This window comes from Streptomyces viridochromogenes, from assembly GCF_001270495.1.
Taxonomy (GTDB): domain Bacteria; phylum Actinomycetota; class Actinomycetes; order Streptomycetales; family Streptomycetaceae; genus Streptomyces; species Streptomyces viridochromogenes_A.
In genome coordinates, this window is the sequence record NZ_LGUR01000213.1 from 15220 (window position 1) to 27009 (window position 11790).

Sequence of the window (11790 nt, forward strand, 5' to 3'; positions counted from 1 at the left end):
GGCACCGGTGATGCTGTCGAGCTCGGTGAGGATGCGCAGCGCCTGGCGGGTCTAATCGTGCGTGCCGCAGCCGCCGCCAGGGTGTGAGCCCGGCACCTGTGCGGTCGCCGCCGGGCCGGTGGCCGGCACGATGGCCGCCACCAGGGCCGCGAGGCCGACATGCCTGCCGGTCCCAGAAGTCGGTGAGAAGGTTGGCATGCCACTTCACGGTAGGCACGGGCGGTTCCGTGATCACCGGCAGACATGTGCTTCGGAGCTGAGGCCAGCCCAAGCAGAGAGCCGGGAGCAGTCCCCCGGGACGGTCGGGGCCTTCCGCTGGTACGGGCGAGCCGGCACGGCGGTCACCGCCGCGCTGATCTATCAGCACGCCGACGGCAACGGCAACGCGAGGTCGCGGCCGGCTCTGTCGACTTGGTGCGCACCCCGCCCACGGATCTGGACAACAAACGACCCCCGGGTCTCTGACCTGAGGGTTCGTGGTGGAGCGGGTGACGAGAATCGAACTCGCGCTCTCAGCTTGGGAAGCGACGGCGCTTGGGCGGCTGGACGACGCTGACCTGCGCGGATTCATCGTGTCAACACCGCTGCGTGGCCCCGTGGTTGTCCGCTCTTGCGGGCACGCTCTGGGCACGGGCACCAGCGGCGATCGAGTCATATGTGCGCGCGGCGCTTCGCACCGATCAGTCGGCATCGTCTGCCGGGCTGACCTGGAGTGTCCGTTGCGACTGCAGATCCGACACTAAGACGTGGCCGCGTCAATGTTGGTGACGTATTCTTCTATGTACATCACCAACATCGTGCGGGAGGTGCCACATGTCTGTGACCCAGATCGACATCGATGACGACGCGCTGGAGCGCGCCATGGCCTTGGCCAGGGTCAGGACCAAGAAGGAGGCGGTCAATCTCGCTCTGCACTTCTACGCCGAGCAGCAGGAGCGTGCGGCGCGCATCAGCCGTCATTTCGAGCGGGCGCGTGAGTGGGGTGCCGTCGAGGACGCCGAGCGCCTGCACCAGGCGGAGAAGAACAGCCGGTGATCTACTTGCTCGACACGTCCGGCCTGGTCCGGCTGCTCCGCGATTCAAAACTGCAATCGGCCTGGTACGACGCGATCGACGCCGGGGCCATCGCATCCTGCTATGTGCAACGCACCGAGTTTCTTCACAGCGCCCGGACTGGACGGGAGTACGACGAGATCGTGGAGATGTTCACCGATCTCTACCCCGACGTGTCGGTGCCGAGGAACGCGGGGCGCTGGATCGGCGGGGTGCAACACCGTATGGCCCTGGCCGGGGAGCATCGCAGTGCCTCGGCGGTGGACCTCATGATCGCTGCCACCGCGGCCCACCACGGCTTGGCCGTCCTCCACGACGACGCCGACTACCGTGCCATCGCCCGGCACGCGTCCGACCTGACCGAGCACAACATCCACGACGTCTCCTGAGGCGCTTTGTCCAACCGACAGGTTCTGTATGGGGACGTCCTACGAACACGCGGCCTTCGTTCGGCGGCGCGCTCTGATGCTGGACATGGCTTCCGCCACTCCTTTCTCGAACGTCCGTCCTACGTCGGCGAGACGCTCGAAACGCGGGATGCGTGCGAGGTCGCATCGCACCGTCACGGCTGTGGGGCCCTCGACGACAGTGCCGTCGTCGCCGCGCCAGCGGCCTGCCGGGAGGGCGACTCTCCGCTCGGTGGCGCCCTGCGTGGTCACCGGTGCCACGATGAGGTCCGGGCCGAGGAAGAACTGATCGGTGACGTTCTCCAGTCCGCTCGCGTGGTAGGCCATCGGGCGCACGATCGGCTCACCGGTCCGGGCGGCCTCGTCCACGAGGCCGAGGATGAGCGGCAGGAGAGACGCGCGGACCGCCAGCGCCGCGTGCACCGCGGCGAGATGGACGTCGTCGAGAACGCGAGAGGGCCTGACGGAGAACTGCATCATCGGACTCAGCGCCGCGATCTGGGCGTACCGGACGAAGAATTCCTGGTCCGTCGCCCCCTGCTCGCCCATCGCCACGATCTCACCCCCGCCGATCATGTCTGGGCAGGTGAAGGGGTAGCCGATCATGCCCTGCGCGAGCATCTCGGGGATGAGCGACTCGATCCCGGCCGTACCCCACAGGGGCGGCTTGTCCTGCAGCCGCTGCCCGAGCGGCTGACCGCCCATCCGCCAGCACGCCCGGTACTCGTTGAACGGGTACCGCAGTCCCACCCGCGACCATGCCTCGCACAGGTCGACAGGTTCGGCCGGCGTGGCCGTGAGGTCGTCGGCGCGGTAGTCCCGTATGTCACCGGCGTCGAACTTGAAGCCGTCGACGCCGGTCTCGGCCGTGAGGGTGTCGAGGTGGCCCGTCAGCCAGGCGGTGGCGGCGGGGTCGGTGACGTCGAGGAGGGCACTGAACCCGTTCCACCACCGGCGGATCGCGGTGTCGTCGTTCCGGTCGCGGATCAGCAGTCCCTTGCCTTCGAGTTCCCGGAAGGCGGCGGAGTCCGGGCTGACGAACGGGACGACCCACACCATGACCGAGAAGCCCCAGTCGTGCAGCCGGCGGATCATCGCCGCCGGGTCGGGGAAGCGGGCACCGTCGAATCGCCAGGTGCCGTAGCCGGGCGACCAGCAGTCGTCGATCATCAGGACACCGGGCGGCATCCCGGCGGCCAGGAGATCGGCGGCGAACCGCAGGACCGCCTCCTGCGTGGGCGTGTAGGGGAACTCGATCCACGTGTTGTACTGCGGCCCGGTGAACAGTTCCCGCGCGGGTGCTCGCCCCGACGGGCGGAAGAAGCGGCGCGCGGCCCTCTGGTACGCCTCCCGCAGGGTGGCGCCGGCCTGGCAGACGCGGACCTTTCGTCCCGTCACCCGCAGCAAGCCGCCCTCTCGGCCTTCGAACGCGAAGGTGAAGGGCCGGTCCGACCAGATCACCCGCCCGTGCGTCGATACCAGGAGCGGGCTGCTCTGATTCGACGGCGCGGAGTCACCGGACTCATGCCGTAGGGCTGCACCGAGATCGCGTACGAATGGTTGCTCGCCAAAAGGCATCAGCAGGCCGTCCTCCGCGGCACCGCCCCACCAGCGCTCGCCTGCCTCGAGGATCAGCTCCACTTCGTCGTCCACGGTCAGTTCCTCGAGACCGTCCACGGGCGGAGCAGGCACAGGGTGGGAGGACATCATCACGACCTTCAGCGGGAAGAGGGCAGGCGAACAACAGCAGGCAGCCACACGAAAGAGCGATACGTATCGCGCGATACGTATCGAACGTAGAGCAGGCATCGAGACAACGGCAACATCCCTGCGGTGCCGGAGCCGCGACAAGGGCCGCCACACTCCGGGGCGAGGGTCGGCTAGCGTGTCGACACATGGCACGAGATGAGCGGTCGCCGGACCGGCGCAACGGTCGGTCCGCGCCCACGAGCAGGGACGTTGCCGCGCTGGCGGGTGTCGCGCAGAGCACGGTGTCCGCGGTCATGAGCGGCAAGCGCGCCGTATCCGCCGAGACACGTGCTCGCGTGGAGCGGGCGATGCGCGAACTGCGCTACCAGCCCAACGCCGGCGCCCGGACGCTGCGTACGGCGAAGACGAATGTGATCGCACTGATCGTGCACCTCGGCCCCAAGGCCGACGCGGCGGAATCGGTCCCCTACATCGACACGATCATCGAGGAGGCACGTCGGCACGACTACGAGGTGGTCCTGAGCACCGTGCGGGAAGGCCCGGACGGCGTTACCCGCCTGGCCGGCCGCTCGATCTGCGACGCCTTCGTCATCATGGACATCCAGCCGGACGACGACAGGGTTCCGGCGGCACACGAGCTGGACCTGCCCGTGGTTCTCGTCGGCCGCCCGAAGGATCCACAGGGCCTCGACGTGGTCGACTTCAACACCCGGCGCTCCGCCGAGCTGCTGGTGGACGAGCTCGCCATCACCGGACACCGGCACATCGCGGTGCTGGGAGAACCCGCGGATGAGCAGGAGCGTTTCCAGTTCGTGCTCGACTTCTACGACGCCGCCGCAGACCGGGCCGCCCTCCACGGAATCGAGCTGACCATCGTCCCGCGCCCGTTCGACGGCTGGGACGGCATCGCTGCCTGCGCGGATCAGCTCCTCACCCACCGTGACGACCGGCTGGGCCTGATCACGCGCACCCCGCACGTCACCGAGTGGCTGGTCCGGCTGCTGCACGACCGCCAGCTCACCCCCGGCCAGGACGTCTCGCTCGCCGGCTTCTGCACGGACGACACCGCACTGTCGTACGCGCGCCCCGTCACGAACGTCTCGCCCAGGCCGCGGGCCGTCTCGAGCCTGGCGATGAGGTTGCTCTTCGAGCGGCTCGAGGGCGCGGACGGTCCGCCATGCCTGGAGCTCGTCCAGCCCGAAGGACTGGTGCGACGTGCCACGACTGCACTGTTCATCGAGGGGGGCTGACGCGGTCGCGCCGGTGCACGGGCGCCCTGCCGGGTCTCGATACGGCGAAGAACGCGGCTTCCTCCGTCCCCGCCATCGTGATCGACGACATCGACCGGGCCAGAGCCGCGGCCACCGCCCATCTGGCCTTCTACGGCTCGATCCCGTCCCACCGCCGCATCCCGGCATGCAGGGCGCACACCGCGCCGTCGACCTGGCATTGATCGGCGACGAGGCGACGGTGGCAACCCCGTGCGGTGGACCCGATGGTACGTGCTGTCGGGTGCTGGTGACCCGGTACGGTCGCTTATCAACCGGTCAGCGGGGTGGGGCGTGGCCCAGCGCCGCTGCCTTGCCTCGCCGATCACACAAAATCCAACGTGTTTCGACAGAAACATTGACGATCCCTCGTCCCAGTTCTACTTTCTGCTCAACTCACCGAACCGCGGTCGGCATATCGGACGGTGGTGGATGCCGAGGGGGCGTGTCCTTCACGGATCCTGACTCGCCGGCCGCTCTCCTCCCACACGCCTCACCTGGAGAGCAGATGAGCGCAAGACCCACTCCTCTCCCGGACTCACCGACAGCTCGGAGTGCCCTTCCGGTCCGTCAGCCCCCCGACCCGCTCCCTGCTGCACCACAGCTACGAACTGAGGCTGGGCGCCGACGTCGGCACGAGCGCGTTCCCCCAGGACGCCCCGTTCCGCCGGACGGCGGGCCTGGCCGCATCCCCCAGTCCCGTAACATCCCGATCCGCTACACCAGGTACGCGAACCAGGTCCTGTGCATCGTCCGGTCTCCACCTGCATCGAGCTGCATCGAGCTGTATCGAGCGCGTGGACGCCGCCTTGTCCGACGTCTGCTGACGCGCCGGGACTGACCACAGCGCCCGTGCGCCACCGACCGCCGTCACGGCCCTTCGCTGCCCCGGGCCGTTCTTGAGGTCGGTTTCCGTTCCACCTCCCCTCTGGAGAGCCGCATGTCGCACACCCCTGCCCGAAGATGGGTCAGACGGGTCACCGCCCAGGTGATCGCCGCCGCACTCGCCGTCGCCGGTCTGGCGAGCCTCGACCGGCACGAGGCGTCTGTTCCCCTGGCCGCCGAACCGGCCGCCGTGAGCACCAGTCAGATCGGCGTCGCGCCGCCGCCGATGGGCTGGGCGTCCTGGAACACCTTCTTCAGCAGCATCGACCACAACGTGATCAAGCAGCAGGCCGACGCCCTGGTCTCCTCCGGCATGGCGGCGGCCGGCTACAAGTACGTGAACCTGGACGACGGTTGGTGGCAGGGCCAGCGGGACGCGAACGGCAACATCGTCGTCGACGAGAACCTGTGGCCCGGCGGCATGAAGGCGATCGCCGACTACATCCACAGCAAGGGCCTGAAGGCCGGCATCTACACCGACGCGGGCAAGCAGGGCTGCGGCTACTACTTCCCCACCACCCGCCCCGCGGCGCCCAACACCGGTATGGAGGGCCATTACCAGCAGGACCTGGAGACGTTCCAGCGCTGGGGCTTCGACTACGTCAAGCTCGACTTCTGCGGCGGTCGGGTGGAGGGCCTGGACCAGGAGACCACGTACAAGGCGATCTCCGCCGCGAACGAGGCCGCCTCCGCGGTCACCGGCCGCAAGCTGGTGCTGTCCTTCTGCGAGTGGGGCACCGGACGGCCCTGGAACTGGGCCACCGGCTACGGCGACCTGTGGCGCACCAGTGACGACGTCCTCTTCTTCAAGCAGACGCCGGACCTGAACAAGATGTACCGCAACTTCGACCAGGCGCTGCAGCCTGCTGCCCAGCACACCGGGTACTACAACGACCCGGACATGATGATGGTCGGCCTGAACGGCATGACCGCCGCCCGCAACCGGCTGCACATGAGCCTGTGGTCGATGGCCGGCGCCCCGCTGCTGGCCGGCAACAACATCGCCACGATGAGCGCGGAGACCCGCGACATCCTCACCAACCCCGAGGTCCTCGCGATCGACCAGGACCCGCGCGGGCTGCAGGGCGTCGAGGTCGCCGAGGACACCCGTAACCTTCAGGTGTACGGCAAGGGGCTCTCCGGCACCGGCAAGCGCGCGGTGCTGCTGCTCAACCGCACCGGTTCCGCCGCGAACATCACCGTCCGCTGGGCCGACCTCGGCCTGACGACCGCGTCCGCCACCGTGCGCAACGCCTGGACCCGCAGTGACGTCGGCTCGTTCGCCACGAGCTACACCACCTCCGTCCCCGCGAACGACGCCGTGCTCCTGACCGTCTCGGGAACCGAGGCCGCCGGCTCCACCTACGAGGACACCACTACCGCGACCACGCCGACGTTCAGCAACGTGACCGCCTCCTCGGCCGGCACGAAGCTGGTGGACATCACCTACGCCAACGGCGGCAGCACCGCCCGTAAGGCCACCATCCAGGTGAACGGCCAGTACACCTACCGCGTGGCCTTCCCGCCGACCGGCTCGGCCACCACCTACCGCACCGTGTCCGTGCTCGCCCACCTGGCCAAGGGCGCGAACACCGTGAAGTTCGCCGCGGTCCCCGGCAGCACAGCCCCCGACATCGACGCCCTGCGCGTCCAGGGCATCCCCGGCACCGACGGCACCGCCCTCGTCAGCGCCGCCTCGGGCCGCTGCGTGGACATCGACAAGAACACCTACGTCAACGGCACCCAGGCCCAGATCTGGGACTGTTCCGGCGGACGCAACGAGACCTTCACCCACACCTCGCGCGGTGAACTCGTCGTCTACGGCAACAAGTGCCTCGACGCCGACAACGGCGGCACCACGAACGGCACGAAGGTCATCATCTGGGACTGCACCAACGGCACCAACCAGAAGTGGACCGTCAACTCCAACGGCACGATCACCAACAACCTGTCCGGCCTGTGCCTGGATGTCTCGGGGGCGGCGACCGCCAACGGCACCAAGCTCATCCTCTGGACCTGCACCGGAGGGGCCAACCAGAGGTGGACCCGCACCTGAGACCCCCGGCAGAGTCCTGACCACCCGCCCACCCGCCCATCCGGCGCCGGACCAGGACCGACTGCCCACCGGAGGGACCGACACGGCACAGCACTGGTCGCGGTGGGCGGAGTCTGACTCCGCCCACCGCGGCGCCCAGCCGGCGCCCCTCCGGGAGGAGTGTCCCAGGCATGCCCGGCCGGGGCGCGCGGTCCCCGGCCGGGTCCCTGACCGACTCCCCGGCCACACGCCCTCCCTCGCCGCCGGACACGCGTGCGGCAGCACCGCTCGCCAAGCGGGCACCCCAGCGGGGCGGTCTGCTCACACCTGGCACCTCGCGCTCCCACCCCCGCCTCGCACCCGTACGTGCCGAAGCATCGGCGCGGAAAGCCCCGTCCCAGGAGGACCGACCCTTGCCCGACATCCTGCGTCTGCCCGACAGACACCTCAGACGGTTGGCGGCCGTCACTGCCCTGTTCCTCGCGCTCGCCATGCTCTACGGGCCGTTCCCGTCCACCGCGCACGCGGCCATCCCCGCCACCTCGATCACGGTGGACGGCACGAGCGGCGGCCGGACCTTCGACGGCGTCGGCGCGATCAGCGGCGGCGGCGGCAACACGCGCCTGCTGTACGACTACCCGGCCACCCAGCGGGGCCAGGTCCTGGACTACCTGTTCAAGCCGGGCTACGGCGCGAACCTGCAGATCCTCAAGGTGGAGATGGGCGGTGACACCAACTCCACCGACGGCGCCGAGGCCAGCCACCAGCACACCAAGGGCACCATCAACTGCGACGCCGGCTACGAGTGGTGGCTGATGGAGCAGGCCAAGGCCCGCAACCCGGGCATCAAGGTCCTCGGGATGCCCTGGGGCGCGCCCGGCTGGATCGGGGGCGGCAACTTCTACTCCCAGGACATGATCGACTACTACCTGTCCTGGCTGGACTGCGCCAAGCAGCACGGTGTGACGGTCGACTACGTCGGCGGCTGGAACGAGAAGGACTACAACGCCACCTGGTACGTGAACCTGAAGTCGGCCCTTCAGGCGAACGGCTACTCCTCGGTCAAGCTGGTCGGCGGCGACCACTTCGGCGCCAACGCCTGGAAGATCGCCACCGACATGAAGAACAACAGCGCCCTGTACAACGCTGTTGACATCGCCGGCGGCCACTACACGTGCGGTGGCATCTCCGAGATGACGTCCTGCTCGTCCACCTCCGACGCCCAGACGCTCGGCAAGCCGATCTGGGCCAGTGAGAACGGCTCGCAGGACTCCGAGATCGGTGCCGCCCCGGTGGCCCGCGCCCTCAACCGCGGCTACATCGACGCCAAGACCACCGCCTACATCAACTGGCCGATCGTCGCGTCCATCTACCAGAACCTCGACTTCGAGACCGTCGGCCTGATCAACGCCAACCAGCCCTGGTCCGGCCACTACCGCGTGGGCCGCACCGCCTGGGTCATCGCGCAGACGACCCAGTTCACCGCCCCCGGCTGGAAGTACCTCGACACCGCCACCGGCTACCTCGCGGGCAACCGCGTCAACGGCAGCTACGTCAGCTACGCCGCGCCCGACAAGAGCGCCTGGAGCACCGTCCTGGAGACGACACAGGCCAGCGAGGCGCAGACGGTCAACCTCAAGGTGGCGGGCGGACTTCCCGGCGGCACCCTGCGGGTGTGGTCCACCGACCTGTCGCAGCCCGGCAGGGACACGCCGAGCATGGTGCGCGGCTCCGACCTGACGGCGACCAACGGGACGTACACGCTCACCGCGCAGCCCGGCCGGGTCTACACGGTGACCACCACCAGCGGGCAGGCCCCCGGCACCGTCACCTCCCCCCAGCGCAGCCAGCTCGCGCTGCCGTACTCGGACACCTTCGCCGGCTACGGCGCCGGACGCGAGGCCAAGTACTTCGCCACCATGAACGGCGCGTTCGAGTCGGCCTCCTGCGCCGGCGGCCGCACCGGGCAGTGCCTGCGCCAGATGGCACAGGTCCAGCCGATCAAGTGGACCCATGAGAACAGCACCCAGCCCTACACGATCATGGGTGAGCTGGGCTGGAGCAACTACACGGTCAGTGCGGACGTGCTGCTGGAGAAGAGCGGCAGCGCCGCCGAGATCCTCGGCCGGGTCGGCACCCAGGGCCGCAACAACGGCGGTCTGAACGCCTATCACCTGCGCCTGTCCGACACCGGCGCCTGGTCGGTGCTGAAGACGAGCTGGACCACGAACAACACCTGGATCTGGACCACCCTGGCCAGCGGCACCGTGTCCGCCCCGGGAACGAACACCTGGCACAAGCTGTCCCTCGGCTTCCAGGGCTCCACGATCACCGCCAGGATCGACGGCACCACGGTCGGCACGGTCACCGACACCAGCTTCAGCGGCGGCCTGGCCGGCCTCGGCACCGCCGGGTACTACCCCGTGCAGTACTCCAACCTGTCCATCACCCCCGGAACGGTCCCCGACCTCTCCGGCACGTACAAGATCGTCAGCGTCCGGAGCGGCAAGGCCCTCGACGCCTCCGACGGCGGTACCGCCAACGGCACGCCGATCATCCAGTGGGCCGACAGCGGCGGTACCAACCAGCAGTGGAGGCTGGCCCGCAACAGCGCCGGCTACTACAGCATCACCGGTGTCGCCAGCGGCAAGGCACTGGACATCCCCTACGCCACCACGACGCCCAACACCCAGTTCCACCTGTGGACCCCCACCGGCCAGCCGAACCAGCAGTGGCAGATCGCCCCGTCCGACAACGGCAACTTCACCATCGAGTCACGCTCGAACGCCTACAACGTCGCCGTCGACGCGAACTCCACCGCCGACGGCGCGGCCATCATCCAGTGGCCCACCACCGGCGGCACCAACCAGCAGTGGAAGCTGGTGAAGATCGCCTGACCCTGACCCTGACCCTGACGCAGTGAGCCCCATGGCGGGGCAGGCCGTGCCCCGGCCTGCTCCGCCGTGTTGGCATGCGGTCTTCCAACGGGCCTGCGGACGGGGCGGACGCCGGGCCGCTTCCCGTGGGGGGCATCAGACCCGCATGCCGGGACGTGGCTGACGGTCGTTCTCAGTATCGCCGAGTGCCCCTCTGAAGCCACGTCAGGTGAGCCACAGATCAACTTCGTGACTGCCGTGCGGCGGTCGGCTGCTGAGGACGTACATCCTTTGGTGTACACGGCTTTGGCCGGATGGCGGACGGTTGACCATCCCGCCCTGACGAGTCTGGTGCCCCGCCGGTGCCGAGGGGGTGCCGGCAACCGAGCAACTGGAGAGCACCGCATGGCCCAGCCGTCCAAGCCCCGCAGAAGGTCCCGTCTCGCCCAGGCGGCCGTCGTCCTCGGCAGCGTCACCGCGCTGACCGCCGGACTGGCGGGCAGTGCCGACGCCGCTGTCCTGAACCCGCTGGGGTGGAACGCCAGCACCTTCCAGAACAAGTACATGCCGCGCTTCGACTACGACTCCGACAGCTGCTTCCCGGCGGCGGCCGTCGACGCGAGCGGAAGGCTCAACGGCGGCCTCAACCCGTCCGGCTCGCTCACCGGCATGTGCCGCAGCAACCACCTCGGCAAGGCCAACACCTACGCGCAGTCCAAGTGCCAGCACGGCTGGTGCGCGTACGTCTACGCGCTGTACTTCGAGAAGGACCAGTGCGACCCCACGAGCATCACCGAGTGCGGGCACCGCCACGACTGGGAGTCCGTCGTGGTCTTCCAGAAGCAGGGCGAGGAGCGGCCCCGCTACCTCGCCGCCTCACGGCACGGCGGCTACAGCACCCACCCGATCAACGAGGTGCCGATGGACGGCAACCACGTCAAGATCGTCTACCACAAGGACGGACCCAGCACGCACGCCTTCCGCTTCGCCAAGTGGGGCGAGAGGCCGGTGGCCTGGGGCACCGGCAAGTGGGACACGCCCGCCCTGGTCACCATGGAGAACATGGCCAAGACGCCGCGCGACGCCCTCTGGAACTCCAAGTGGGGCCTGGCCAACTTCCCGCTGACCAACAACCTCGTCCGCAACATCAACAAGGCCCGGCCCGCCGCCGTCCCCGCATTCTCCTGACGCACCGCCCCACCCAGAACCGCCCCCGGCGAGGACGACCCCCTGTCCCGCCGGGGGCTCTCCGTGCGCCCGTCGACCGTCTGTCCGCTGACCTGAAGCTGCCGCAGCCGCTGGTGGACGTTCTCCAGGCTTGCCCCGCCCACGCCCTGGTACCCGGCTGCGCAACTCCGCGAGGAGGGAGCCCAGTTCGCGGACGAGCGACACCAGAGCCAAGGGGGCAGGGCCAAGGGGTTGTGAACTGCTGGCGGCCGGCTGTGCATCGGCGTGTTCAGGTGCGCATGAGTGAGTGTCCGGGCTGCGGAAGGTGCGGCCTCGTGCGCGAGAACAAAAGTTCCTTGGTCGAATGTGTGACCTCTGCGCGTGGGGGT

Annotated in this window: 10 protein-coding genes; 8 read left to right on the forward strand and 2 right to left on the reverse strand. The window is 68.9% G+C overall.

All coding sequences use genetic code 11. The annotated features are described in order from the left end of the window. Positions 1–51: 51 nt before the first annotated feature. The gene (locus ADK36_RS49060; protein WP_159029237.1) at positions 52–198 is read right to left on the reverse strand and encodes a hypothetical protein; all 147 of its coding nucleotides are present in this window, start codon (positions 196–198) and stop codon (positions 52–54) included. A gap of 615 nt (positions 199–813) precedes the next feature. On the opposite strand from ADK36_RS49060, the gene ADK36_RS28210 reads away from it, so the two are divergent. Both ADK36_RS28210 and ADK36_RS28215 read left to right on the forward strand, forming a co-directional pair. After that, complete coding sequence (locus ADK36_RS28210) at positions 814–1035, forward strand: type II toxin-antitoxin system VapB family antitoxin (RefSeq protein WP_048584141.1); 222 nt, start codon at positions 814–816, stop codon at positions 1033–1035. Continuing rightward, positions 1032–1442 carry a PIN domain-containing protein gene (locus tag ADK36_RS28215; RefSeq protein WP_048584142.1) on the forward strand — a complete coding sequence of 137 codons (411 nt, stop codon included), beginning with the start codon at positions 1032–1034 and terminating at the stop codon, positions 1440–1442. Before ADK36_RS28210 ends, ADK36_RS28215 begins: the two co-directional genes overlap by 4 nt. Positions 1443–1481: 39 nt before the next feature. On the opposite strand, the gene ADK36_RS28220 is transcribed toward ADK36_RS28215, so the two are convergent. Further along, the gene (locus tag ADK36_RS28220; protein ID WP_199846855.1) at positions 1482–3113 is read right to left on the reverse strand and encodes a glycoside hydrolase family 31 protein; all 1632 of its coding nucleotides are present in this window, start codon (positions 3111–3113) and stop codon (positions 1482–1484) included. A gap of 242 nt (positions 3114–3355) precedes the next feature. Between ADK36_RS28220 and ADK36_RS28225 the strand changes: the two genes are divergently transcribed. The 6 genes from ADK36_RS28225 to ADK36_RS28240 all read left to right on the forward strand — a co-directional run bounded on the left by ADK36_RS28225 (position 3356) and on the right by ADK36_RS28240 (position 11422). Continuing rightward, positions 3356–4420, forward strand: coding sequence for a LacI family DNA-binding transcriptional regulator (locus ADK36_RS28225; RefSeq protein WP_078942729.1), 1065 nt, complete (start codon positions 3356–3358; stop codon positions 4418–4420). 77 nt (positions 4421–4497) lie between these two features. Further along, the gene (locus tag ADK36_RS51025; RefSeq protein ID WP_267887422.1) at positions 4498–4623 is read left to right on the forward strand and encodes a hypothetical protein; all 126 of its coding nucleotides are present in this window, start codon (positions 4498–4500) and stop codon (positions 4621–4623) included. A gap of 369 nt (positions 4624–4992) precedes the next feature. Next, positions 4993–5265, forward strand: coding sequence for an AbfB domain-containing protein (locus ADK36_RS46795; RefSeq protein WP_078942730.1), 273 nt, complete (start codon positions 4993–4995; stop codon positions 5263–5265). A gap of 113 nt (positions 5266–5378) precedes the next feature. After that, positions 5379–7379, forward strand: a complete 2001-nt coding sequence (locus ADK36_RS28230; RefSeq protein ID WP_048584144.1) for a lectin — start codon at positions 5379–5381, stop codon at positions 7377–7379. A 470-nt stretch (positions 7380–7849) separates the two neighbouring features. Further along, complete coding sequence (locus tag ADK36_RS28235; protein ID WP_078916468.1) at positions 7850–10255, forward strand: RICIN domain-containing protein; 2406 nt, start codon at positions 7850–7852, stop codon at positions 10253–10255. A gap of 384 nt (positions 10256–10639) precedes the next feature. Continuing rightward, entirely contained in the window at positions 10640–11422 is a 783-nt protein-coding gene (locus ADK36_RS28240; protein ID WP_048584145.1) for an NPP1 family protein, read from the forward strand. The last annotated feature ends 368 nt before the right edge of the window (positions 11423–11790 follow it).

Bases quoted from the DNA above. Each gene is read 5' to 3' on its own strand.
- ADK36_RS49060 (WP_159029237.1), bottom strand. From the start codon at position 198: ATGCCAACCTTCTCACCGACTTCTGGGACCGGCAGGCATGTCGGCCTC.
- ADK36_RS28210 (WP_048584141.1), top strand. From the start codon at position 814: ATGTCTGTGACCCAGATCGACATCGATGACGACGCGCTGGAGCGCGCC.
- ADK36_RS28225 (WP_078942729.1), top strand. From the start codon at position 3,356: ATGGCACGAGATGAGCGGTCGCCGGACCGGCGCAACGGTCGGTCCGCG.
- ADK36_RS28230 (WP_048584144.1), top strand. From the start codon at position 5,379: ATGTCGCACACCCCTGCCCGAAGATGGGTCAGACGGGTCACCGCCCAG.
- ADK36_RS28235 (WP_078916468.1), top strand. From the start codon at position 7,850: ATGCTCTACGGGCCGTTCCCGTCCACCGCGCACGCGGCCATCCCCGCC.
- ADK36_RS28240 (WP_048584145.1), top strand. From the start codon at position 10,640: ATGGCCCAGCCGTCCAAGCCCCGCAGAAGGTCCCGTCTCGCCCAGGCG.